This is a genomic window from Methylobacter tundripaludum SV96, assembly GCF_000190755.2.
Taxonomy (GTDB): domain Bacteria; phylum Pseudomonadota; class Gammaproteobacteria; order Methylococcales; family Methylomonadaceae; genus Methylobacter_A; species Methylobacter_A tundripaludum.
On the sequence record NZ_JH109153.1, the window covers coordinates 1,229,990 to 1,252,936 of the forward strand.

Consider the following 22,947-nt stretch of genomic DNA (forward strand, 5'->3'; position numbering starts at 1 on the left):
TATACCGAATAATGCCTGACTTGGCATCCATGTTCGGATGCACTGTAGCCAACTGAATTTAAATACAATTAGCCAAAACGACTGCTGGAATAAAACCGGACAAATGGATTGCGATTGGATTCGACTGTTGATATGCGAGCAGGCCATGCTGATTAACCAGCAGCGTCTGTCTGTATAGAAACACCGGGTCAGCTTTGGACTTTCGGTATTTGTCACGACTACTCAGTCATTTTTTAGTGTCCGGTATTAACCGACATAGCAATGTTGAATGAGTTCAATGAGTTCAATGAGAGAAATGGGGGCTTGCCGGTCATGCTCAAACCGAAGCTTTGGTTCTTTTCGGATAACAAGCAATGCAGGTTCAGCTGGAAGCTTTTTTTGCAGCAAACCGGTTAAGAAATGGAATATCACTATCTACGCTGGATACGCGGCGTATCGCAATTACCGAAAAAAGCAATGTCGCCTTTAGCATCTATTGATGGGTGTCATCTTACCGGCTTTCCTGGTGGCAAGAGGTTATGCAGCTTGTTAGCGGGCAAAACGGGGTACCCCCTTAATCACTGTTTTTTCCATATGCACATATTGCAAGCCGAGCAATATTCCACCATCGGCAGTGCGCTCAGCCCATATCACTTTTATCTCACCTTCCAACGCCAACCGCTCAATTTCAAACACGGTTATCTCACCCGCATCCACAGCGATGGATTCAGCAAGGTTAATCATTAACCCGTCCACTGAAGCATTGACGGTATGAAACTCATGATATTCACCATTTAGCAGGATTCTGCCTGGAACCGTCATGTTTTTTCTATACACTTTTCTCTTATACAGTTGATTATCAACGTCATAAGTAATATTTCTAAATTCCAGCGCCAGCAATATATGATTATTCAGCATATCAACCCTGACCACCTCAGCCTCACCGGCCAAACGCATTTCCGGAAGATACAAATCTATCGTCGTCGATGCGGACAACATATTAAAAATATCCTTGGCGTCTTTGGGACTCGCCTGGTCGCACTTTAACTCTGCAAGCACACCGGTTAACGAAATATCTTTAATGATGATTTCCTGCTCTTCTCCTCCCATATAAATCAGACCATGCGACGTTAAGTTTTTTCGATAAGGCCGGTTTAAATCTAAATTCATCTGACTTTCCTCTCTAATTATCCATTTGCCTTATTGTTCAAATACCGTGCAAGGCCATCTCGTGCAATTATAGTGTCTGTGTTATATTTTTCTTTCTATTTTATCGCCTACAATATCCGAACCCCACACAGACTCGCCGCATCATGAAAAAGCTATTCATCCCGCTCTTGTTACTGTCCCTGACGGCCTGCACGGCCCTCACGCCTAAAAACGGTGACAATATATGCTCTACTTTCAGGGAGAAAGACGGCTGGTATGATGACGCTAAAAGCTCATTTGAGAAATGGGGCGTGCCTATTCCCGTTCAAATGGCGATCATGCATCAGGAGTCGCACTTTGTCGCCGATGCACAACCGCCGCGCCCCTGGTTGCTGGGGTTTATTCCCCTGCCCCGAGCCAGCAGCGCCTATGGCTATGCCCAAGCCAAAGATGAAACCTGGGACAGCTATCAGGACAAGGCAGGCAGCTGGGGAGCCGATCGGGAAGACTTTGCCGATGCCGCCGATTTTATCGGCTGGTATTGCAGCATCAGCCACACCCGGCTGGGCATATCGAAACTGGACGCCAAGAATTTATATCTCGCCTACCATGAAGGACATGGCGGTTATCAACGCAAAAGCTATTTGCAAAAAGCGGGGCTGGTACAGATTGCCAACAAAGTAGCCAAGCGGGCAAAACTTTTCCAAAGCCAATTAGGCGAATGCCAAAACGATTTAGGAAACAAAGGCTGGTTTTTTTGATAAACTATCGATTCTACGTTAACAATAAAGGATAAGTCGTGAGAAAAATTCAAACTAAAGTTCTTTCAATCGTCACCGTTCTTCTTATAGGATTTACTATGTTTTCACTGGCCAATGCCACCACCCCCGCAGAAAATAAAGCCGCAGGAACAGCCTTCCTTGCAGAAAACGCTAAAAAAGCCAATATCGTAACGACTGCAACCGGCTTGCAATACGAAGTATTAACCCCCGGAACCGGCACCGCTTCACCTTCAGCCACCGATAACGTTACCGTACATTACAAGGGCACAACCATTGACGGCGAAGAGTTCGACAGCTCTTACAGCCGCGGCGAACCGGCTACATTCCCGCTAAACAGAGTCATCGCCGGATGGACTGAAGGCGTGCAACTCATGAAAGAAGGTGCAAAATACCGCTTTTATATTCCATCAGAACTCGCATACGGCGAACAAGGCGCAGGCCGCGCCATCGGCCCGAATGCCGCATTGATCTTCGATGTTGAGCTGATCAAGATTCAGTAACAAAGCAGGCTAAAGGCGCAAGGCAAAGGGCAAAAAACCGTTGCTTTGCATCTACTGCACAGCCTTAAACAGTACCCGATCATCCGTTCCGACTATTCAAAGCCGGCTTTGAACTCCAGCGTTAAAGGGGTCCAAAGCCGGCTTTGGACATTTTGCCTTTCGCCTTTTGCCTAAGCTCTTATGCCCACTTACCAACTATTTGCTACAACACCTAAGGCGATGGAAACCATCCTGACCGATGAACTCCAAGCGCTCGGCGTCAACAATATCAAGGCCACCCTAGCCGGCGTCGCTTTTCAGGGAGACTTGGAAACCGCTTACCGGGCCTGCCTGTGGTCAAGAACTGCAAATCGGATTTTACTGGTGCTAAGCTCTTTCGAGGTAAAAACCCAGGAAGACCTTTATAACGGCGTACAAAAAATCGACTGGTTCGAGCATATTAATCCTGAAGACAGCTTTGCCGTCTCGTTCAGTGCGAAAAACTCAGCGGCGATTAACAACACCCACTTTGGCGCATTAAAAGTTAAAGACGCCATCGTCGATCAGATGCGGGCAAGGTTTCAAACCCGGCCCAGCATCAATACCGAACAGCCCAATATCCGCATCAATGTGTATTTGAATGGCGAAAATGCTCAACTGAGCCTCGACCTATCCGGCGAAAGCCTGCATCGTCGCGGTTATCGGGATGTCAGCATCAAAGCTCCGATGAAGGAAAATCTTGCAGCAGCCATGTTGCTGCGTAGCGGCTGGCCCCAAATCGCCAAGCAACAGGGTTCATTAATCGACCCGATGTGCGGTTCCGGAACGCTGTTGCTGGAAGGCGCAATGATCGCCGCCGATTACGCCCCCGGTTTGCTGCGCGATTATTTCGGCTTTACCGGCTGGAAAAAACACGATGCGCAATGCTGGAAAAAATTACGCGCGGAAGCCGAACAACGCAAAAAGATCGGCCTGGAAAAACTGCCGGTTATCGTGGGTTTCGACCAAAATCGCCATACCGTCAACACCGCTCTGGCGCATATCGCCAATGCCGGTCTGCAAAATAAAATCCATGTCGAACGCCGCGACATTGAAGACGCGGAACCCGCCGAAAGCTGGAAACCCGGCCTGTTGATCTGTAACCCGCCTTATGGCGAACGCTTGGGCGACGAGCAGGAAACGGCCGAGTTATATAAAAAATTCGGCGAGTCGCTGAAAGCGCATTTTATCGGCTGGAAGGCCGCAATGATTATCAGCAACCCGGAACTGGGCTTTCGCTTAGGGCTACGCTCGCAAAAGCCGATCACCCTGTTCAACGGCGCGCTTGAATGCAAACTGTTACGGCTGGATATTGAAGAAAGCAATTTCTTCATCCCCAAAGCCAAGACGCAGGAAGAGCGCATTGCTCAGGCGATTGAAACCGGAAAAATTCAGGAACAGCGGATTGCTCAAGCAACTCAGACTAAAACCACGCCGCAACCCGAAACTACCAGCGCCGACACGCTTGCCGAGCAAGATGTAAGTGAATTGGGAGCGGAAATGTTCGCCAACCGGCTCAAAAAGAACCTGAAAAAACTGTCCAATTGGGCCAAGCAAAATCGCATCACCTGCTATCGGGTCTACGATGCCGATTTGCCGGAATACGCGGTTGCCGTCGATATTTATCAAGGAGAAGCTTGCCGCTCCCAGCTCACGCCCCTCGCCTACATCCCTGTAGGCGATCAAACCTGGATCAATGTACAGGAATACGAACCGCCCAAAAGCATCGATCAACACAAAGCCGATCAGCGATTGGCGGGACTGCTGGCCGAAATCCCCCGCGTACTTGGCGTCAATCGCGAGCAGGTTTTCCTGAAAATACGCCGCAAGCAAAAAAGCACCGATCAGTACGAAAAACACGATGACCAGGGACGTTTCCACATCATCGAAGAAGGCGGCTGCAAATTACTGGTAAATTTCGAAGATTATCTGGATACCGGGTTATTCCTTGATCACCGGCCGATTCGGATGCTGATTCAAAAACAAGCCAAAGATAAAAGCTTTTTAAACCTGTTTGCCTATACCGGCAGCGCGACGGTCCATGCGGCCATGGGTGGCGCCAAATCAACGACGACCGTCGATATGTCCAATACTTATATCAACTGGGCAAAAAAGAACATGGCACTGAATGCCAACGAAGGGGCGCATGAGTTTATACAAGCTGATTGTCTGGAATGGCTAGCCGCCGAAGCTCAGCTGGCTAACAGACACTACGACTTAATTTTCCTCGATCCACCGACGTTTTCCAATTCGAAACGGATGGACGCCGTGTTCGATATACAAAATGACCATGTGCAATTGATCAACAACGCAATTTCTTTGCTGTCGCCGGGAGGTGTCCTATACTTCTCCACTAATTTCAGGCGTTTTAAAATCGACAAACAGGCATTGTCCGATTTAATTGTAGAAGACATTAGCGCGGCAACTATTCCGGAAGATTTTGCCCGTAACCCAAAAATTCATTATTGCTGGAGAATTCAAGAGTGATGCGTAAAGTTAAGATCCTGATTTCCGGTCGAGTTCAAGGCGTTTATTTTCGCCTCTTTACCCAGAACAAGGCCAAACACTTCGCCATAAAAGGCAGCGTCAAAAACCTCCCGGATGGCCGGGTTGAAATCATCGCCGAAGCAGGAAGCATGGCTATTGAAAAGTTTATTAAATGGTGCCACAAAGGGCCTATAACCGCCCGAGTCGATCATGTTGAAATCACTGAACTTCAACCGGGTGAATTGTTAACGTCTTTTGAAATACACTAACAATTTTAAGAAACGAAAACTTTAGCCCTCTTCCTGTAATAAACGGCAACACGTATGCCCAGTACAGCGCCTATCACCACGGCATAAATCAACGGCTCGGTATAATCCGCTTTTACCAGCCAAAAATAATGTACGACAGCCGTTAACCCTGCCACATAGACTAGCTGGTGCAGTTTTATCCAGCTTCGTCCCAACCTTTTCTGCATTTTTTTTGTTGAAGTGACAGCTAAAGGAAACAGCAACAAATAAGTCAGCAAGCCCATCAGTATATAAGGACTTTTCGGCACCTCGTCCTTAAATGCTTCCCAGGAAAGCGACAAATCAAGCACGATAAAAACCAGCAAATGCAGACTGGCGTAAAAAAAAGCGAACAAGCCCATCATTCGCCTAAAGCGCATCGGCCAATTCTGTCCCGTTACTGTTTTACTGGGCGACAGCGCCAAACCGATGCACAAAAACCGTAAAGCCCAATCGCCAAAGCCGAAATGCAGGGTTTCTATTGGATTCGCGCCAAGTTGATCGTTGATTGCATCCTTCAACAGCAAGCCGAAAGGCACTAAACTCAGTAAAAAAACGATAATTTTTATGGCCGCCCAGCCTTTTTTGCCGGGTAACATCAAAAATACTGCTTTAGATCCATATCGGAATAAAGCGCCGCGACCTCCGCACCATAGCCGTTAAACTTTTCGGTATCGCGCTTCGGAGTAAAAAGACTGCTGCCCAGCACCCGCTCACGGCTTTGGCTCCATCGTGGATGAGACACTTCAGGATTAACGTTGGCATAGAAGCCGTACTCATTAGGCGCGTTTTTATGCCAAGCGGTTTCAGGCATGTTTTCGGTAAAACGGATTTTGACAATCGCCTTGATACTTTTGAATCCATACTTCCACGGCACAATCAAGCGCAACGGCGCACCATTCTGATTGGGCAGCTCATCGCCATACATGCCGGTAACCATCATCGTTAACGGATGCATGGCTTCATCGATACGCAAACCTTCCACATAAGGCCAGTCTAATCCACCGGAGCGCTGACCGATCATGACTTCCGGATTATAAATCGTGGTAAATTCGACAAACTTTGCTTTTGAAGTAGGCTTAAACCGCTTCAGCATTTCGCCCAATGGAAAGCCTATCCACGGCACCACCATAGACCAAGCCTCCACGCAGCGGAACCGGTAAATGCGTTCCTGCACAGGATTGTCTTTTAGAATATCTTCCAGATTGTAAACGCCCGGTTTTTCCACCTCGCCTGCAACTTCCACACTCCATGGCTTGGTTTTTAAGGCCCTGGCTAAAACCGTCGAATCTTTTTTATTCGAGGAGAACTCATAGTAATTGGTATAGCTGGTAACATCCTCGCGACCGGTGACCGGTAACTTTGCGGAATAAGGCCCAATCGGCACGTCGGCATATTTTCCCGTTTCTGCATGTCCTGAACTCGGCAACATAATCCCCGCTGAAAATATAGTTGCCGCTTTAATAAACTCCCGTCGGGATTCAAAAACCGCCCGGTCAGTGATTTCGCTGCTTAAGATGTTTGATTTGGTTTTAATTAACATGCTCAACTCCTTTGTTCCGGACGTTTACCCTATGGAGCTTAAATAATACATCAAACCGTTTTAACATCGTTAATATTGACAACCGGAGAATCAATTGCAGTTAACGTGGTTTTGTTAAAAACGTATTCATCTCAACATGAGCCGGAATTTCGATAACTTCTTCATCGTTTGAAAATCAATCATCATTGGCAAATCGTCTTTAGCACCGTAGACTACCCACTATACAACGCGCCACATAAGCTTCTTTTATACGCCTTTCGACTTTAGGTGATTACTTCACTAACTTGGCATTCAAAATTAATCGAGCCCCCCATTGATTACAAATACTCCTATTTCGAACCCAGATTATGCTAGAACCTAAACAATCAAAAGTACAAGCAACAGAAATAACTTATGAACTTCATTCCTTAGGCTGGAAGGCTTTTCAAGACCTTTGTATAACAATAATCAGTGACATTTGGGGGCACACTGTTCAAAGTTTTTTTGACTCGCATGATGGTGGACGAGATGGAGCATTTCATGGAGCATGGAACAGCAAACAAGGAGAATCATTTCACGGTGCATTTACCGTGCAATGTAAATTTACTGCTAAACGCGACAAGACCCTTACTCTTTCTGATTTAAAAGATGAGCTAGCGAAAGCCGAACGCCTTGCCTCTCGTGGTTTGGCAGATAATTACATTCTATTTACAAATGCCCGTTTAACCGGAGTAAGCGAAGAAAAAATAAAAGCAGCTTTTGAAAAAACTCCAGGTTTAAAGCATTTTGCAGCTTACGGATGTGAGCGTATTTCGCAAATCATTCGTAACTCGCCACGCCTTAGAATGTTGGTTCCGCGTGTTTATGGACTTGGCGATCTGAGTCAAATTTTAGATCAACGAGCTTACGCACAGGCCGGAGAAATTCTAAGTGCATTAGGCGATGATTTGTCAAAATTCGTTAGAACTGATGCTTATCAAAAAAGTGCCCAGGCGCTAATCAATCATGGTTTTGTATTATTACTTGGCGAACCTGCTTGTGGAAAATCTACCATTGCCGCCGCATTAGCTGTAGGCGCATTGGATGAATGGGGGTGTTCAACCATTAAAATTTGTGACGCCAATCATTTTAAAACCCATTGGAATCCCCACGAGCCTAAACAATTCTTTTGGGTGGATGATGCTTTTGGAGCAACACAAATTGATTGGTCTAGTACATTTGATTGGAATCGCGTGTTTCCTCATATTCAAGCTGCAATCAAAAGCGGGGCCAAAATACTATTTACTTCCCGTGACTATATTTATAACAGAGCTAAAGACCATTTCAAGGAATCTGCCCTACCTGTAATGAAAGAATCTCAAGTTGTAATTCATGTACAGAACATTACTTTGTTAGAGCGTGAGCAAATTCTTTATAATCATATTAAGTTAGGTTCTCAACCAAATAAATTCAAAAAAGAAATTAAGCAATACCTTTCTAAGGTTCCAAGTATTCCACAATTTACCCCTGAAATTGCGCGGCGGTTAGGCAACCCTTTTTTTACAAAAGAACTTCATATTTCAGACTGGGGGCTGAATAATTTTATAGTTCATCCTAAAGAGTTTCTTCGTGAAATCATTCAGACAATTGATAAAGAAAGTCTCTCGGCTGTTGCACTCGTATTTATGCGTGGAGGTGTTTTGCCAAGCCCGATTGACCCAACGCCAGAGGAGAATAAAGCTGTTTCTTTAATAGGAGGTTCAAGTGATGGGGTTCGCAGAGCTTTTACTGCGCTTAACGAAAGTTTATTGATCCGAACATTAGAAAATGGTGACCACATCTACCGCTTTAAACATCCAACTATTCGTGATGCTTTTGCTTCATTAGTAGCAGATGATTTGGAGTTGATGGATATTTACCTAGCTGGCTCACCATTAGAAAAATTATTTAATGAGGTATCGTGTGGAGATGTTGGTATTGACGGTGTGAAAGTTATTATCCCTATTAATCGTTATGACATTTTAATCACTCGTATTAAATCTCTTGGTACCTCAAAGTGGCACAATAATTTATCTTTAAACCGTTTTCTTTCGCGCCGCTGTGATAGTAAGTTTTTAGAATCATTTACTGCTAGCAATCGACAATTTATTCAGAAATTAAGTGTAAATCCGTATCTGTATTGGTCATCAGAAGTTGATGTTATTGTTCGTCTATTAAGTTTCAGGCTCTTACCAGAAGCAGAAAGACTTCGAGTTGTAACTGCTATTTCGGAGCTAGCAATTGACATACCTGATTCAGGATTTTTGAAAGCAGAAATCAAAAGTTTAATGACTCCTGATGAATTGAATAGCCTTCTTGATAAAGTTAAAACTAAATTAATTCCTAATTTAGATAAAGAAATTGTTCAATGGAAAAGAAATTATAATTACGGGGATGATCCAGAAGAATATTTCGAAGAACTAAAAGATGCACTAGAAGAATATAAAAATGAGTTTGAAGAAGATAAAACAATTACCGAAAAAATCGACAACACATTGAAAAAAATAGACCTAATTGTTGAGGAATTAAAATCCGAATTACCCGAAGATAAAAAAGACAAGGAAGAATTATTTAATCAAAATAGGCATGAGGATGATAAAAATAACCGACGATCTATTTTTGATGATGTGGATTTGTAACGGGTTGCAGTGCTGTAGATTGGCCATGTTATGCCCAACATTCCTATGCTTTAAAATGGCGACGGATTCCGGTTTTGTCCACCGCCATCGCATCATCGGAATCGGACGCCAAAATATTGTGCAACGGCAAGATGTTGCACAACCTACCCCACTTATTGAACTCCTAAACCTTAGTTCATAATCATTATGTTAATTGCATTCCCATTTACCGGGCCTATTTTGTGCCTCATGAAAAACGCGAAGTATTTGAATTTCGTTGTTAACGATTCGATAGGGTAAAGTATAGGGAAGTCCCGGTATGTGCCACTCTAAAACTTCTTCATCATCAGTAACATGCCCGATAAGCGGCTGTTCAGTTAGCATCAATAAAGCTTTTTTTATTCTTTCGGAAACCATTTTTGAAGCGGTAGGATTTTCCTTGGAAATATATTGTCTGATTTCCTTTAAATCTTCTTTTGCGGATGGCAGTAAAACAAACTTCATATTTACTTGTTAGGGAATATATCGGGATCCGGTGCCGGCAGTTCGTTTTCATTCCCCCATGAATCCAACCAATCCAGGGTAGCTTCTTGAGAGACAAAAATACCATTGTCCGCTTCTTTCTTGGCTTCTTGTATGGACTTAAGCTTCCATTCAGTTTTTTTCACATATTCGGCTATTGCTTTAGCTGCAATTTGCGCTTGCGAACGATGAGAAATTTTACTGATTGTCTCAAGGCTTTTCTTTAGATCATCCGAAAGCCTGATTGAAAATTGCGTAGTAGTCATAGCGTTTATACCGAATGTGGTTAAATTGTAAGACACTCGCCTACACTGTCCGTTTTTTTTATCGTAGTCAACTGTATTTTTCTAAATGAGTGTTTTCAGGCAAAGCTCAGGAAATCGAAAATTCATACAGACGCCTTAAGCAATGGGAGCTTGATTATTGCGCGCATACTACACTGGCAAAAGATACCCACGCTTTATACAGTCTGACGATCCGGCTCATAAGTTATTATAAACATAATATTCAGCCGTCTTTTTTAGTGAGATACAGTTCTTCAACCTGTTTTCTAGCCCACTCGGTCTTTCTCAAAAACTTCAAACTCGATTTGATGCTTGGGTCGTTATTAAAACATCGGATGTCGATCAACCTGCCCAGTTCGGCCCAACCGTAATCCGCTACCAACTCGGTAAGCATCCTTTCCAAAGTAACGCCATGCAATGGATTTCCCGGTTGTTTGTCACTCATAGCCTAATCTTCATGCTCATAACGTCGCTGTATCGCTTCATCTCGCGCATCATTGATTTCCCGCATGATACTGCGAACATCGGCTATTTTATTACTAGCCTTAAATCGACCGGTCAATTCAACTTGCGGCGTTAAATCGCCGCTTTCATAGAGCTTCCAGATCTCTTTACCGTATTCGGTTTTGAGCAGCTCAGGCGCAAAACGGCCAAAATAATCGGCCAGATTGTCGACATCGCGCTCCAGCATTCTGGCGGCATTATTGTTCGCCGCCGCATCAACCGCCTGAGGCAGATCGATGATGACCGGGCCATTGGCGTCAACCAGTATGTTGTATTCGGAAAGATCGCCATGCACCAGTCCGGCGCAAAGCATCCTGACCACTTCCTTAATCAGCAAGCCGTGGTACTCAAGCGCTTGCTCCCGGCTCAATTCAAGATCGTTCAATCTGGGCGCGGCGTTGCCATGTTCATCCGTAACCAATTCCATCAACAACACGCCTTCGACGAAATTGTAGGGCTGCGGAACGCGCACACCGGCGGCGGCGAGACGGTATAACGCATCCACTTCGGCGTTTTGCCACACCTCTTCCTGCTGCTGCCGCCCAAACCGGCTGTTTTTCTCCATCGCGCGCGCCTGACGGCTGTTTCTCACCTTGCGCCCTTCCTGGTACTGGGCCTGCTTGTGGAAACCGCGTTGATTAACATCTTTATAGACTTTAGCGCAACGTATCTCGCCTTCGGAGAGTACCACGTAGACAGCTGCCTCTTTACCGCTCTTTAACGGACGAAGTACCTCATCAACGAGGCCGTCCCGCACCAGCGGTTCAATACTTTTTGGAGTTTTCATAGCCGCCCTTGTACGCTACCCTGGTAAAAGTTAAAAACACTTGCGACCTTTTTCTTCGACATAGACTTTGATCCGGTAATTCTTTTGTTAGTATTTTAGTTTATTTTATGATGCTGACAGCGATTTGCCTTCGCTCTGCAACCAAGCCAACACGCCCTCCCCTGCAACACGCCCGCCGGCAAAACAGGCAGTTAACAAATACCCGCCGGTCGGCGCTTCCCAGTCCAGCATTTCACCGGCGCAGAATACACCCGGCGCGGAACGTACCATTAAACGCTCGTCGAGCGCCTCAAAGGTAACGCCGCCCGCACTACTGATCGCCTCATCAATCGGCCTTGCGGCAAGCAGTTTAACCGGCAGCGCCTTGATAGCTTCGCAAAGACGAACCGGATCATCGAAATCCTCCTTCGATAAAGCTTCCCTCAGCAAGCCGGCCTTTAAGCTATCGATGCCGATTCGCTTACGAAGGTGATTTGCCATGCTGTGCTTGCCGCGCGGCTGCGAAATCCTGTCGATAAGAAACTGTTTATCCCTGCCGGGAGCGAGATCAAGATAAATCAACGCCGTTCCCGATACCGCAATCTGTTCACGCAGCAGTGCAGACATCTTGTAAATCAAACTCCCCTCAACACCATCCGCAGTGACGACCAACTCGCCCAACTGACAAAATTCAGCGCCGGTCGAATTGGAAAAAGACGCTTGCACTGACTTCAAAGGCTGTCCGGCAAAACGACTGCGAAAAAACTCGCTCCAAACCACGTCAAACCCGCAATTCGAGGGCTGCAGCGGCTCAACCGAAATTCCTCGCCGTGCCAGCAGCGGCACCCACGCGCCTGTAGAACCCAGTCGCGCCCAGCTACCGCCGCCCAAAGCCAGAACCACGGCATCGTCGCTGACTTTCTTCTCACCCTCCGGCGTTAAAAAACGCAGCATCCCATCATCATCCCAGCCTAACCATTGATGGCGCATATAAAAATTGACACCGTTTGCACGCAATCGATGCAACCATGCACGTAACAAAGGCGCGGCTTTCATATCGACAGGAAACACCTTTCCTGACGAACCGATGAAAGTCGCAATGCCCAAACCCTGTACCCATGCTCTTAAAGCCTCGGGTCCAAACCTATCAAGCATCGGTTTAATATAGGATTGACGGGAGCCGTAGCGGGACAAAAACTTATCGAACGGCTCGGAGTGGGTAATATTCATTCCGCCCTTCCCTGCCATCAAAAACTTCCGTCCCACGGAAGGCATGGCATCGTAAAGATCAACCTTCACACCCGCTTGGCTTAAAACTTCCGCTGCCATCAATCCGGCCGGGCCGCCGCCGATAATCGCAACGGTCCCGTGGTTACCCTGGTTCCCTACCGTTAGGCTTATCAATGTATTACTGATTGCCTTGCTCTCTACAATTAAATTGATTCATAGCTCGAAGTTTCCATTACTTACAGAGTATCTAAAACAACTATTATACAATACCATTTTGTCATTGAATTCATAAAATAAACCCCACTATCGCCCCAAAAAGCAGATGAATCCTGTTAACGCCAACATTTTTAAAAACATACCGGATCAATTACCGGAAGAGCTCATTGAATGCATTTTCAAGCGGGATAACATTCAAATTGAACGCATTATATCCCAGGGCCATATTACCCCGGCAGGACAATGGTACGATCAGGATTGGGATGAATGGATAATGCTGCTTCAAGGAGAGGCAACACTCCTTTACGAAAAAGACCGTCAAACCTTTCATTTAATTGCCGGTGATTATCTGTTGATTCCTGCACATACCCGACATCGGGTTGAATGGACTCCGCCCGGCCTTCACACCATCTGGCTGGCAGCTCATCTGCGCTGAGGTAACATTAGCAGCCTCATTCGAACTTTCGGCACACCGCGCAACACTGATCCGGCATTGTCTCAACCAAGATTCATTTAACAAAATACAATCATAAAAACAGTATAAACGGTATATACTGTTTTTTTATTTAAGTATGATTGAGAACAATGATGACCCCAAGACAACCTAAATCCCAAAAAACCGCAACTGAACAGCCGGAAAATCAACCGATTACCGAATCATTAACAGAGCATAAAGTAACCCAAAAACCCTTAAGAAAGCCATCAACAGTAAAAACCGGCAATACTGCTGAAGTCAAAGAAGCCGTTGAGATACCTGAAAAAGAAGCGGAAACGTCGGTTAAAAAAAGAAAATCCATTAAAGAAAAAGTGATCAGGGATAGTTTTTCTTTTCCGGAACATGATTACCTGAAAATTTCAGAACTCAAGCAAACCTGCCTGGCAGAGGGAATCCATGTTAAAAAAGGCGAACTTCTTCGTGCGGGACTCCAGTTACTTACCCAATTGAGCCTTGCCGAACTCAAACAAGCCGTCGAACAGGTTGAAAAAGTTAAAACAGGCCGTCCGAATTCTTCAAAAAAATAATGGATTAATCACATTGTAATAAAGCCGTCAAAAAGCAAAGTTATACTTTTTGACTATGAAAAAAGACAAGATCAAAAAACATAAGCTTTTACTTCGGCATCTGACCCTTGACGATTACGATAATATTGCGGTTTTAATGGAGCATGTCTACGGTAATTTGGGCGGAGCCTGGAAGAAAGACCAGTATACGTCCCAAATTACCCGTTTCCCTCAAGGGCAGATTGTCATTGAAGATAATGGCCTGTTAGTGGCCGCGGCATTAAGCATGGTCGTTGATTATGCCCGCTTTGGCGATGTCCACACCTACGCTCAAATTACCAGCAATGGTTACCTGACCCATCACGACCCGCACGGCGACACCTTGTACGGCGTCGATATTTTTGTCCATCCAAAATATCGCGGCCTGCGCTTGGGCCGACGGTTGTACGATGCGCGCAAAGAGTTATGCCGCAACCTGAATTTACGTCGATTTATTGCCGGTGGACGAATTCCCGGCTATGCCAAATACGCCGATACGCTAACGCCGGTGCGTTATATCGAAGAGGTCAAGAATCGGGAAATTTATGACCCGGTACTTTCGTTTCAGCTGTTTAACGGTTTCCATGTACGCAAGCTGTTAACCGGCTATCTTCCTGTGGATCTCGATTCGAAGGGCTATGCTACCCTGCTTGAATGGGTCAATCTTGATTATGTCGATAAAACGCCATCGCTAGGCAGCTCCAAAAATGTCATCCGCTTAGGCGTTGTACAATGGCAGATGCGGACCTTGACCAGCGTCGAAGAATTGCTCAAGCATGCCGAATTTTTCATTGATGCGGTAGCGGGTTACCACGCCGACTTTGTACTCTTTCCCGAGTATATGAGCGCACCGCTGATGGGCTTGTTTAATGATAAAAGCCCTCCCGATGCCATTCGCGCCTTGGCGGGTTTTACCAGTGAAATCCGCAATGGCTTATTGGAAATGGCCATGTCTTACAATATCAATATTATTGCCGGCTCCATGCCGGAGTATAGCGCCCACGAACTCTATAACGTGTCGTGGCTGCTCAGACGCGACGGCACTTTTGAAGCCCAATACAAAATCCATGTCACGATTGACGAAGTCAGTTGTTGGGGCGTTAAAGGCGGCGATGCGTTAAAGGTGTTCGATACCGATTGCGGCAAAATCGCGGTATTAATCTGTTACGATTCCGAATTCCCCGAACTTGCCCGCTTGGCAACCATTCAGGGCGCGCAAATCATTTTTGTCCCCTTCTGGACCGACACCAAGAATGCCTACCAACGGGTACGCTATTGCTCTCATGCCCGCGCCATTGAAAATGAATGTTTTGTAGCGATTACCGGTAGTGTCGGCAATTTACCGTATGCGGAGAATATGGACATCCAATACGCGCAAGCGGCCATTTTCAGTCCCAGCGATTTTTCATTTCCGCATGATGCGATCTTAGCGGAAGCGACGCCAAACACCGAAATGACCTTGATTGCCGATGTTAACCTGGATTTATTAAAACAAGTCCGTACGCGCGGCGCCGCTCGTAATCTTGCCAATCGGCGTCCTGATTTGTATCGCCTGGAGTGGTTTTAAACCGCAACTAACAGCGGTCCTTCCTCAAATACTACGCGCAGCGGCAATCACCGCCTGCCCTAATGCCAATCCACCGTCGTTCATCGGATAGCGTTGCGGCGACAGCACCGTTTTACCGTACCGCCGTAACTCCCCCGACACCCCTTCCAGCAACAAGCGGTTTTGAAAGACGCCGCCGCTAAGCACTATCCTGTCGATACCGGTTTGGCGGCTAAGCTCGCTCAGAAGCTCGACTGTCGCGGCAATCAAGCTATGATGAATGCGGGCGGCAATGCGGGCTTTATCGGCACCGCGCTTAAGATCGGCCAGTACGGCCAGCCATAATCCTTGCCAACTTAATACCGACAACTCGCCGCTACGGTCGATTGCCCAGGCTTGCGGATACGCTTGCTCATCCGCAAACAACGGCGTAGCCAGAATTTCCAGCGCAATCGCAGCCTGGCCCTCGTAATGAACCTGTTCGCTGTGCAAGCCGAGCGTAGCGGCGAAGGCATCGAACCAGCGACCGCAACTGGTACTGGGCGGGGAATTGAGGTTTTTGGAGATCATCGTCGTCAGCATCGCAAGCGGCTTGCTTGCCAGAAATTTGATGATGTCCAGATCGGCAAAGTCCCGTTGCAGCGTTTCCCAATCGAAATAATACGAGAATTGCGCATACGTATTGCGCCAAGGTTCGCGCATGGCCTGTGTGCCGCCGGGCAAGGCGATGGGCTGAAAATGGCCGAGCCGGGTGTAGCCTCTATAATCGCCCAACAGAAATTCGCCGCCCCATAATGCGCCGTCGTCGCCCAGTCCTAAACCGTCGAAGATGGCAGCCAACACCGGCGGTGCATTCAAAGCGACGCCGTGCTCGGCCAGACAAGCCGCCAGATGCGCATGATGATGCTGCACCGGTGCTAAAACCGCCGCGTCGGTTTCGGCCAGAGTTTGGCCGTATTGCGTCGATAAATAGCCCGGATGATTATCGACGGCGGTGCACTGGGGTTTGAAGCCGTAAAGATTCTTGTACAGGTCGATAGCATTGCGGTAATCGCGCTGAACAGCGGCATTTTCCAGATCGCCGATATGCTGGGAAACGACAGCCTGGCCGTTTTTCAGCAAACAAAAACTGTTCTTAAGCTCCGCGCCCATCGCCAGGATGCTGTCGGTTTGCTCGAAACCGGGCGGCAATAACAGTGCCTCAGGGCTGTAACCTCGCGCCCGGCGCAGCACACGTATTTTTCCGTCCATCAACCGCGCCACCGAATCATCCAGCCGGTTGACGATGGCCCGGTCATGCAGCAGCAGGTAATCGGCAATGCCTGTTAGCTTTTCCCGCGCCTCATCGTTGTCCGTGCATTGCGGTTCGTCGCTGATATTGCCGGAGGTCAGCACGATCGGCTCATCCAACTCTTGCAGCAACAGTGTGTGCAACGGTGTGTAGGGCAGCATGAAGCCGAGCTTGTCATCATCCGGCGCGACGCCGGGTGCAAGCGTTTCACCCTGCGCTGTCAGCAGCACAATCGGTGCAGCTTTGTCGTGTAGGGCGCGCGTTTCCTCTTCGTCCATCAGCGCGTAACGGGTGATCGTGATTGCGTCGGCCATTAACGCCAACGGTTTGGCATAACGACGTTTACGCTCACGTAGCCGATTGACAGCGTCGGCATCGGTCGCATTGCAGGCCAGATGAAAACCGCCCAAGCCTTTGATAGCGATGATGTAGCCTTGCCGGATCAGCTCGGCGGCATGTTTTAGCGGATCGGCGCAATCCAGTTGCACTCGGTGCCGATCTTCCAGCCACAGCTTAGGCCCGCAGTCCGGGCAACAATTAGCCTGGGCGTGGAAGCGGCGGTCGGCGGGATTGTCGTATTCTCGTTGGCACTGCGAGCACATCGCAAATTCCGCCATGCTGGTATGGCAGCGATCGTAAGGCACTTTACGGATGATCGACAATCGCGGCCCGCAGTGCGTACAGTTGGTGAACGGATAGCGGTAACGGCGGTTGCCGGGGGCGGCGATGTCGGCAAGACAATCGGCGCAAGTGGCGGCATCGGCGGCGACAGGCGTCTCTACGCCATTATGGCGGCTGGCGACGATGCGAAATTCGTCGCTCCGTAACTGCTCGTCCAGCGATTGCGCCTCCAGACTGTCGAGCCGAGCCAGCGGCGGCAGTTGCAGAGGTATTTGCTCAATAAACGCCTCAAGGTCTTCGTCGCTACCGAAGGCATGAATCATCACGCCCAGTCCGTCGTTCCAGACCTCCCCGGTCAGCCGGTGTTGCCTAGCGAGGCGCCAGATCGTCGGCCTGAAGCCTACGCCTTGGACAATGCCGCGAACCCGAATCGCCCTGCCGGGCATCAGCAGATACGAGGCAACTGCTCGCCGACCGGCCAGTCGACGATACGGCGACCGCCGAATGCCGTGGTCATTTGCACAAATCCATGCTCATCGCTAATCACTTCGCCGATAATCGCGGCATCGCGACCCAACGGATGTTGCCGCATCACCGCCAGCAGGGATTCGGCGGCATCAGCAGTGCAAATGCACACCAGCTTGCCTTCGTTGGCGACATACAGCGGGTCTAATCCCAGAATTTCGCAGGCGGCTTTGACTTCCGATTTGATCGGAATTTGCGTCTCGTCGATGATCATGCCGACGCCGGATTGCTGAGCCAGCTCGTTCAACGCCGTCGCCAAGCCGCCTCGGGTCGGGTCGCGCAAACAATGGATGTCGGCCGGTGCAGCGGCGACCATATCGGCGACCAGCGAATTCAGCGCGGCGGAATCGGAAACAATCGTCGTGTCGAATTGCAGGTTTTCCCGCCCGGCCATGATCGCGACGCCGTGATCGCCGATCGAGCCGCTGAGCAAAATCGCACAGCCCGGTTGCGCGCGGTCGCCGGAGATATTGACGCCCTCCGGCACGATACCGACGCCGGTAGTGGTAATGAACACCCCGTCGCCCTTGCCGCGCTCCACGACCTTGGTATCGCCGGTGACGACAGGCGTACCGCTACGTTTGGCGGCCGCTGCCATGCTGATGACGATTTTTTCCAGATCGGCCAGCGGAAAGCCTTCTTCCAGAATGAAGCCCGCCGCCAGATAAAGCGGCTTTGCGCCGGACATCGCGACATCATTGACGGTGCCATGTACCGCCAGCGAGCCGATGTCGCCGCCCGGAAAAAACAGCGGCGAAATGACATGGCCGTCGGTGCTGATCACCAGCCGTCCGGCGGGCACGGTAAACAGCGCTTGGTCGTTACGCTGCCGCAGCAAATCGTTGTCGAAATGCTTGATAAACAATTCGTCGATCAGCTGAGCCATCGCGCGACCGCCGCCACCGTGGCTTAGGTCGACTTTGCCGGTAGCTGTATTTAATTTGGTTGTATAAGAGTTGGGCATAGGAATGATTTTTGGTAACTGCTCAGCAAATGCTGACTGTCAATATTTGATACACGATGATTTACTACTTTTGCCAAGTTTCAAACACCTCAGTCAAGTCAACAGCCAACTCAGGGAATAAGTGCGGTGTGGCGATGTCATCGTCCGTGTACATGTGCTTAAGTTGATAATGCCCGTTGTCATCCAGGACAAATTGATGAATCGCTTGGTCATTGGGATAAACAATCCAGTATTCCTGTACGCCGCTTTCTCGATAGAGTTCATATTTGATTTGCATCTCCCGCTTGGAATTGCCTTTGGATAAAATCTCAATAATCCAATCGGGCGCACCATTGCAGCCTTGCTCGTCCAAAATGTCAGGGCTGCAAATAACTGACAAATCAGGCTGGACAACGGTATGGATGTCTTGACTGGCTAAAATGGATTTTTTACGGTCGTATAGGCGCACATCAAACGGTGCAGGAAAAAATTGGCATTTTTTATGACGGAAGGAGTTATAAAATATGCCGTATAAATTACCTGCAATGCGTTGATGCCTTACAGTCGGCGCAGGCGACATCAGCATGATTTTGCCTTTAATTAACTCAATGGCTTCATCCAGTTGCCAGGTCAAGTAATCGGCATAACTGTAGGTTTGGGTTAAATCTAATTGCGATAATCGGGTGATTTTAGGCATTTTGTTTAATCCTCTGTTTATTCAAAGCTACCAACTTGGCGAGGCCGTTTAAGGTAAAACCGTTCGTGGTGAGCTCACGAACCATGAACGGCTTAACCGTCCCCCTCGACAAGATACTGTTATGGTATTGTCGCTTCTAATTCGATAGCTTGCATGAGTTAAACGCTATTCAATCAAATAAAGTCTGAACCTTAAAAAGGCGTCGCGGCAGCGACTCAAAATCAACCCCGCACCCGTCCATAAGACCAATATGCAGCACAAGCCCCCTCCGAAGACACCATACAAGATCCCATCGGATTTTCCGGCGTGCAAACCGTGCCGAGCAACTTGCAATCCTGCGGCTTTTTCGCGCCGCGCAGGATGGCCGGGCATTCGCAGCCTTTGACATCGGATGCCTGGATGGCAGGCATATTAAAGCGTTGTTCGGCGTCAAAGTCGGCATAACCGGCTTTCAGTTTTAATGCGCTGTCGGCAATTAGCCCTAAGCCGCGCCATTCGAATTGCGGCCGCAATTCGAACACTTCATTCACCAGAGCTTGCGCTTTCTGGTTGCCTTGCCGGGTGACGGCGCGGCTGTATTCGTTTTCGACTTCGTGGCGGCCTTCGTTGAGTTGGCGGATCAGCATCAAGGCCGACTGCATCACGTCCAGCGGTTCGAAACCGGCGATGACTATCGGTTTGGCATAACGCTCGGCAAATATTTCATAAGGCCAGCTGCCGATTACCGTGCTGACATGGGAGGGCCCGAGAAAAGCATCAATCGCGACCGGTTGCGGCGCATCCAGTATCGCCTGCATCGCAGCGGGCGTCAGCACATGGTTGCAGAACACCGAAAAATTAGCCAATCCTTCGGCCTGTGCCTGCTTGATGGCGACGGCGGTCGGCGGCGTGGTCGTTTCAAAGCCGATAGCGAAAAACACCACCTGTTTATCGGGATTTTCCCTGGCGATTTTCAACGCGTCTTGCGTTGAATAAATCATCCGAATATCGCTGCCGCCTGCCTTGGCTTTCAACAAGCTGTTGCGACCGGTGGCTGGAACCCGCATTAAGTCGGCATAGGTGCAAAGAATTACATCCGGGCGTTCGGCCAGTTGTATCGCATTGTCGATGCGGCCGGTCGGTAATACGCAGACCGGGCAGCCTGGGCCGTGAATGAATTCGACATTGTCCGGCATTAAATCCTGAACGCCGTAGCGAAAAATGGCATGGGTATGGCCGCCGCAAAACTCCATCAGCCGATAATGGCGGTCGGGATCGACGGTTTGCACAATCGCCCTGGATAACTGCTGGGCAAGGTCTTGCTGCCTGAATTCACTGATGTATTTCATGCGTTTGACATTAATCCGGCTTCGGCAAACAAGGCCAGGGTTTTTAAGGCTTCGTCCTCGTCGATTTTATTCAGCGCGTAACCGACATGCACCAGAACGTAATCGCCGAGCGCAACATCATCGACCAGGGCCAGCGACACTTCGACTTTGACATTGCCGACCGATGCGGTTGCCATGTTGGTGGCGGGATCGAGGGCGACGATTTTGGCGGGAAGAGCTAGGCACATAAACTTTAATTCTCGGTTGTGTTGTAGGGTGCTCTGTGCGCACCTTATTTTCGTTTATAAGGGCGGACTATGCGGGGCGGGGGTTTGCAACCCCGCTCCTAACGTTTCCGCTATATACCAAAGCAAAGTGGTTACGCTAAACGTTTCGGACGGGGCAACATGCCCAGTCCGGCTCTGTTAAAATAGCTTTCCTTGCCGCAAATCGAAAGCCACTTGCTCTAAGACATGCTCTAAGACAACCCGCTCTTTAGCTGTCATCGGTTAGTGTTTTTTAGTTCTTGCAAAGAAATCAAGGTTGCTTGCTTTGAATTGATCAGTTCCAATCTGTCATTCAGTATATCCTGCTGCCACAGTGGTGATTTTACCGGCTCATGTTCATGACAAAGACTATCCCAAATTTCTTCCATCAACATGATCCGTTCGGAAACCGGCAGGGATTTTATTTCTGTAATCGTCATTGGCTTACCTTTTGGTTGTAGGGTGCGCTGTGCGCACCGTTTTACAGCACGTCGCTACGCATAATCAATGCGCTGCAACTCCAATTCGGCCTTCAGCCAGCGCAGCCAGCTGTCCATCCCTTCGCCGGTTTTGGCCGACAACGACAAGATCTTGATGCGCGGATTAACCTGTTTTGCGTACTGTATGCATTGCTCGCTGTCGAAATCCAGGTACGGCAACAGGTCGGTCTTGTTCAAAATCATCAAGTCGGCGGCATGGAACATGTCGGGGTATTTAATCGGTTTGTCCTCGCCTTCGGTGACCGACAAAATCACCACTTTATGCGCTTCGCCGAGATCGAACGCCGAAGGGCAAACCAGGTTGCCGACGTTTTCGATGAACAACAGGCTGTGATTTTTCGGTTGCAGGGTTTCCAGCGCGTGACCGACCCGGTGCGCATCAAGATGACAACCTTTGCCGGTATTGATCTGCAATGCCGGTACGCCGGTGGCGCGGATGCGCTCGGCGTCGCGGGCGGTTTGCTGGTCGCCTTCGATGACCGCGATGTCGAAGTCGTCTTTCAACCGGGCGATGGTTTCGGTCAGCAGCGTGGTCTTGCCGGAACCGGGACTGGACACCAGATTTAACGCCAGCATGCCGCGCTCGCCGAAATAGCGGCGGTTTTCGGCGGCATAACGGTTATTCTTGGCCAGAATATCCTGTTCGATTTGCACCATCCGCTTTTGGCTCAGACCCGGCGCATGAGAATGCGTCGCGTCGCGTCGTGTTCGTGTTCGTGTTCGTGTTCGTGTTCGTGTTCGTGTTCGTGTTCGTGTTCGTGTTCGTGTTCGTGTTCGTGTTCGTGTTCGTGTTCATGTTCATGTTCATGATGTTCATGATCATGCGGATGTTCGTGGTCATGATCGTGCGAGTGGGAATGGCCCTCGCCGCAGCCGCATACGCCACACATTATTCTACCTCCAGTTCTTTGATTCGCATTTGATCTCCGCTGTTGACCTGTAATTGATGGCTGCCGCAGTGCGGGCATAGATCGTATAACTGCTGCACAACCACATTGCGGCTGCACGGCATGCACCAGGCTTGGCCCGGTACTTCGATGATTTCAAGCTGGGCATGATCGGCCAGCGAGCCTTGCATCACGACATCGAAACTGAACCGTAGCGCCTCAGTCTCGACGCTGGCCAACGCGCCGATTTCCAGCCAAACCGTTTTGACTTTGCTGTATTGCTGGGCTTCGGCTTGCTGTTCCAATACCTGCAAAATGCTTTCGCAGAGCGACATTTCATGCATGGCTGTCCCTGCCATGCACCCTTCGGGCTAGTGCAAATCCGCTCCAGGCAGATTTGTCATGCATGGCTATCCCTGCCATGCACCCTTCGGGCCAGTG

The 22,947-nt window shown here is 48.7% G+C and carries 24 protein-coding genes and 1 pseudogene; 8 read left to right on the forward strand and 17 right to left on the reverse strand.

What is annotated here, in order from left to right; translation table 11 throughout:
* Positions 1 to 528: 528 nt before the first annotated feature.
* The gene (locus METTU_RS18260) at positions 529 to 1,149 is read right to left on the reverse strand and encodes a PilZ domain-containing protein (protein WP_006893404.1); all 621 of its coding nucleotides are present in this window, start codon (positions 1,147 to 1,149) and stop codon (positions 529 to 531) included.
* Between the two features lie 143 nt (positions 1,150 to 1,292).
* Here METTU_RS18260 and METTU_RS18265 point away from each other — a divergent pair, with 143 nt between their 5' ends.
* The 4 genes from METTU_RS18265 to METTU_RS18280 all read left to right on the forward strand — a co-directional run bounded on the left by METTU_RS18265 (position 1,293) and on the right by METTU_RS18280 (position 5,184).
* Positions 1,293 to 1,889, forward strand: a complete 597-nt coding sequence (locus METTU_RS18265; protein WP_006893405.1) for a transglycosylase SLT domain-containing protein — start codon at positions 1,293 to 1,295, stop codon at positions 1,887 to 1,889.
* A 98-nt stretch (positions 1,890 to 1,987) separates the two neighbouring features.
* A complete protein-coding gene (gene bamJ / locus METTU_RS18270; RefSeq protein WP_302050598.1) occupies positions 1,988 to 2,410 on the forward strand; it encodes a BamJ family beta-barrel-assembly machinery protein in 423 nt (140 codons plus the stop codon).
* Between the two features lie 180 nt (positions 2,411 to 2,590).
* On the forward strand, positions 2,591 to 4,915 hold the full coding sequence (gene rlmKL / locus METTU_RS18275) for a bifunctional 23S rRNA (guanine(2069)-N(7))-methyltransferase RlmK/23S rRNA (guanine(2445)-N(2))-methyltransferase RlmL (protein ID WP_006893407.1): 2,325 nt from the start codon (positions 2,591 to 2,593) through the stop codon (positions 4,913 to 4,915).
* Entirely contained in the window at positions 4,915 to 5,184 is a 270-nt protein-coding gene (locus tag METTU_RS18280; protein WP_006893409.1) for an acylphosphatase, read from the forward strand. The genes rlmKL and METTU_RS18280 overlap by 1 nt, the downstream gene beginning before the upstream one ends.
* 5 nt (positions 5,185 to 5,189) lie before the next feature.
* On the opposite strand, the gene msrQ is transcribed toward METTU_RS18280, so the two are convergent.
* Positions 5,190 to 5,801 carry a protein-methionine-sulfoxide reductase heme-binding subunit MsrQ gene (gene msrQ, locus METTU_RS18285; protein ID WP_006893411.1) on the reverse strand — a complete coding sequence of 204 codons (612 nt, stop codon included), beginning with the start codon at positions 5,799 to 5,801 and terminating at the stop codon, positions 5,190 to 5,192.
* Entirely contained in the window at positions 5,801 to 6,745 is a 945-nt protein-coding gene (msrP, locus tag METTU_RS18290) for a protein-methionine-sulfoxide reductase catalytic subunit MsrP (protein ID WP_006893413.1), read from the reverse strand. Before msrP ends, msrQ begins: the two co-directional genes overlap by 1 nt.
* A 347-nt stretch (positions 6,746 to 7,092) precedes the next feature.
* Between msrP and METTU_RS18295 the strand changes: the two genes are divergently transcribed.
* Positions 7,093 to 9,381: an nSTAND3 domain-containing NTPase gene (locus tag METTU_RS18295; protein WP_006893414.1), complete on the forward strand. Its 2,289-nt coding sequence runs from the start codon at positions 7,093 to 7,095 to the stop codon at positions 9,379 to 9,381.
* A 189-nt stretch (positions 9,382 to 9,570) separates the two neighbouring features.
* Here METTU_RS18295 and METTU_RS18300 read toward each other — a convergent pair whose 3' ends face one another.
* The 5 genes from METTU_RS18300 to METTU_RS18320 form a co-directional block, all read right to left on the reverse strand.
* Positions 9,571 to 9,864, reverse strand: coding sequence for a type II toxin-antitoxin system RelE/ParE family toxin (locus tag METTU_RS18300; protein ID WP_006893418.1), 294 nt, complete (start codon positions 9,862 to 9,864; stop codon positions 9,571 to 9,573).
* A gap of 2 nt (positions 9,865 to 9,866) precedes the next feature.
* Entirely contained in the window at positions 9,867 to 10,148 is a 282-nt protein-coding gene (locus tag METTU_RS21935) for a CopG family ribbon-helix-helix protein (protein ID WP_006893419.1), read from the reverse strand.
* Positions 10,149 to 10,389: 241 nt separating this feature from the next.
* Positions 10,390 to 10,611 (reverse strand): VF530 family protein, encoded by a 222-nt coding sequence (locus tag METTU_RS18310; RefSeq protein WP_006893421.1) that lies wholly within the window; start codon positions 10,609 to 10,611, stop codon positions 10,390 to 10,392.
* A 3-nt stretch (positions 10,612 to 10,614) separates the two neighbouring features.
* A complete protein-coding gene (locus METTU_RS18315; protein ID WP_006893423.1) occupies positions 10,615 to 11,457 on the reverse strand; it encodes a PA4780 family RIO1-like protein kinase in 843 nt (280 codons plus the stop codon).
* 105 nt (positions 11,458 to 11,562) lie between these two features.
* Positions 11,563 to 12,840, reverse strand: coding sequence for a TIGR03862 family flavoprotein (locus tag METTU_RS18320; protein WP_006893424.1), 1,278 nt, complete (start codon positions 12,838 to 12,840; stop codon positions 11,563 to 11,565).
* Between the two features lie 148 nt (positions 12,841 to 12,988).
* Here METTU_RS18320 and METTU_RS18325 point away from each other — a divergent pair, with 148 nt between their 5' ends.
* The 3 genes from METTU_RS18325 to METTU_RS18335 all read left to right on the forward strand — a co-directional run bounded on the left by METTU_RS18325 (position 12,989) and on the right by METTU_RS18335 (position 15,490).
* Positions 12,989 to 13,318: a cupin domain-containing protein gene (locus METTU_RS18325; RefSeq protein ID WP_006893425.1), complete on the forward strand. Its 330-nt coding sequence runs from the start codon at positions 12,989 to 12,991 to the stop codon at positions 13,316 to 13,318.
* Positions 13,319 to 13,467: 149 nt separating this feature from the next.
* Positions 13,468 to 13,905: a hypothetical protein gene (locus METTU_RS18330; protein WP_254258037.1), complete on the forward strand. Its 438-nt coding sequence runs from the start codon at positions 13,468 to 13,470 to the stop codon at positions 13,903 to 13,905.
* Between the two features lie 55 nt (positions 13,906 to 13,960).
* Positions 13,961 to 15,490 carry a carbon-nitrogen hydrolase family protein gene (locus METTU_RS18335; protein WP_006893429.1) on the forward strand — a complete coding sequence of 510 codons (1,530 nt, stop codon included), beginning with the start codon at positions 13,961 to 13,963 and terminating at the stop codon, positions 15,488 to 15,490.
* Positions 15,491 to 15,514: 24 nt separating this feature from the next.
* Here METTU_RS18335 and hypF read toward each other — a convergent pair whose 3' ends face one another.
* From hypF to hypA, 9 genes and pseudogenes are all read right to left on the reverse strand, one after another.
* Positions 15,515 to 17,827 carry a carbamoyltransferase HypF gene (gene hypF / locus METTU_RS18340; RefSeq protein WP_006893430.1) on the reverse strand — a complete coding sequence of 771 codons (2,313 nt, stop codon included), beginning with the start codon at positions 17,825 to 17,827 and terminating at the stop codon, positions 15,515 to 15,517.
* Entirely contained in the window at positions 17,827 to 18,870 is a 1,044-nt protein-coding gene (gene hypE / locus METTU_RS18345; RefSeq protein ID WP_006893431.1) for a hydrogenase expression/formation protein HypE, read from the reverse strand. The genes hypF and hypE overlap by 1 nt, the downstream gene beginning before the upstream one ends.
* Positions 18,871 to 18,934: 64 nt before the next feature.
* Positions 18,935 to 19,546, reverse strand: coding sequence for a Uma2 family endonuclease (locus tag METTU_RS18350; protein ID WP_006893432.1), 612 nt, complete (start codon positions 19,544 to 19,546; stop codon positions 18,935 to 18,937).
* Positions 19,547 to 19,767: 221 nt separating this feature from the next.
* Complete coding sequence (hypD, locus tag METTU_RS18355; RefSeq protein ID WP_006893433.1) at positions 19,768 to 20,874, reverse strand: hydrogenase formation protein HypD; 1,107 nt, start codon at positions 20,872 to 20,874, stop codon at positions 19,768 to 19,770.
* Entirely contained in the window at positions 20,871 to 21,101 is a 231-nt protein-coding gene (locus METTU_RS18360; RefSeq protein ID WP_006893434.1) for a HypC/HybG/HupF family hydrogenase formation chaperone, read from the reverse strand. Before METTU_RS18360 ends, hypD begins: the two co-directional genes overlap by 4 nt.
* Positions 21,102 to 21,355: 254 nt before the next feature.
* Positions 21,356 to 21,559, reverse strand: a complete 204-nt coding sequence (locus METTU_RS18365; protein ID WP_006893440.1) for an addiction module protein — start codon at positions 21,557 to 21,559, stop codon at positions 21,356 to 21,358.
* A gap of 54 nt (positions 21,560 to 21,613) precedes the next feature.
* A pseudogene (gene hypB / locus METTU_RS18370) lies at positions 21,614 to 22,303 on the reverse strand (hydrogenase nickel incorporation protein HypB); the annotation flags it as partial.
* Entirely contained in the window at positions 22,288 to 22,509 is a 222-nt protein-coding gene (locus METTU_RS24675; RefSeq protein WP_006893443.1) for a hypothetical protein, read from the reverse strand. The gene METTU_RS24675 and the pseudogene hypB, both read right to left, overlap by 16 nt.
* Positions 22,509 to 22,850, reverse strand: coding sequence for a hydrogenase maturation nickel metallochaperone HypA (gene hypA / locus METTU_RS18375; RefSeq protein WP_006893444.1), 342 nt, complete (start codon positions 22,848 to 22,850; stop codon positions 22,509 to 22,511). The genes METTU_RS24675 and hypA overlap by 1 nt, the downstream gene beginning before the upstream one ends.
* Positions 22,851 to 22,947: the final 97 nt, after the last annotated feature.

Coding starts and splice junctions, on each gene's coding strand:
- METTU_RS18325 (WP_006893425.1), top strand. CDS start 12,989: ATGAATCCTGTTAACGCCAACATTTTTAAAAACATACCGGATCAATTA.
- METTU_RS18350 (WP_006893432.1), bottom strand. CDS start 19,546: ATGCCTAAAATCACCCGATTATCGCAATTAGATTTAACCCAAACCTAC.
- hypF (WP_006893430.1), bottom strand. CDS start 17,827: ATGCCCGGCAGGGCGATTCGGGTTCGCGGCATTGTCCAAGGCGTAGGC.
- METTU_RS18260 (WP_006893404.1), bottom strand. CDS start 1,149: ATGAATTTAGATTTAAACCGGCCTTATCGAAAAAACTTAACGTCGCAT.
- METTU_RS18295 (WP_006893414.1), top strand. CDS start 7,093: ATGCTAGAACCTAAACAATCAAAAGTACAAGCAACAGAAATAACTTAT.
- METTU_RS18365 (WP_006893440.1), bottom strand. CDS start 21,559: ATGACGATTACAGAAATAAAATCCCTGCCGGTTTCCGAACGGATCATG.
- rlmKL (WP_006893407.1), top strand. CDS start 2,591: ATGCCCACTTACCAACTATTTGCTACAACACCTAAGGCGATGGAAACC.
- hypD (WP_006893433.1), bottom strand. CDS start 20,874: ATGAAATACATCAGTGAATTCAGGCAGCAAGACCTTGCCCAGCAGTTA.
- METTU_RS24675 (WP_006893443.1), bottom strand. CDS start 22,509: ATGTGTGGCGTATGCGGCTGCGGCGAGGGCCATTCCCACTCGCACGAT.
- hypA (WP_006893444.1), bottom strand. CDS start 22,850: ATGCATGAAATGTCGCTCTGCGAAAGCATTTTGCAGGTATTGGAACAG.
- METTU_RS18300 (WP_006893418.1), bottom strand. CDS start 9,864: ATGAAGTTTGTTTTACTGCCATCCGCAAAAGAAGATTTAAAGGAAATC.
- hypE (WP_006893431.1), bottom strand. CDS start 18,870: ATGCCCAACTCTTATACAACCAAATTAAATACAGCTACCGGCAAAGTC.
- bamJ (WP_302050598.1), top strand. CDS start 1,988: ATGTTTTCACTGGCCAATGCCACCACCCCCGCAGAAAATAAAGCCGCA.
- METTU_RS18280 (WP_006893409.1), top strand. CDS start 4,915: ATGCGTAAAGTTAAGATCCTGATTTCCGGTCGAGTTCAAGGCGTTTAT.
- msrQ (WP_006893411.1), bottom strand. CDS start 5,801: ATGTTACCCGGCAAAAAAGGCTGGGCGGCCATAAAAATTATCGTTTTT.
- METTU_RS18335 (WP_006893429.1), top strand. CDS start 13,961: ATGAAAAAAGACAAGATCAAAAAACATAAGCTTTTACTTCGGCATCTG.
- METTU_RS18360 (WP_006893434.1), bottom strand. CDS start 21,101: ATGTGCCTAGCTCTTCCCGCCAAAATCGTCGCCCTCGATCCCGCCACC.
- METTU_RS18315 (WP_006893423.1), bottom strand. CDS start 11,457: ATGAAAACTCCAAAAAGTATTGAACCGCTGGTGCGGGACGGCCTCGTT.
- msrP (WP_006893413.1), bottom strand. CDS start 6,745: ATGTTAATTAAAACCAAATCAAACATCTTAAGCAGCGAAATCACTGAC.
- METTU_RS18330 (WP_254258037.1), top strand. CDS start 13,468: ATGATGACCCCAAGACAACCTAAATCCCAAAAAACCGCAACTGAACAG.
- METTU_RS21935 (WP_006893419.1), bottom strand. CDS start 10,148: ATGACTACTACGCAATTTTCAATCAGGCTTTCGGATGATCTAAAGAAA.
- METTU_RS18265 (WP_006893405.1), top strand. CDS start 1,293: ATGAAAAAGCTATTCATCCCGCTCTTGTTACTGTCCCTGACGGCCTGC.
- METTU_RS18310 (WP_006893421.1), bottom strand. CDS start 10,611: ATGAGTGACAAACAACCGGGAAATCCATTGCATGGCGTTACTTTGGAA.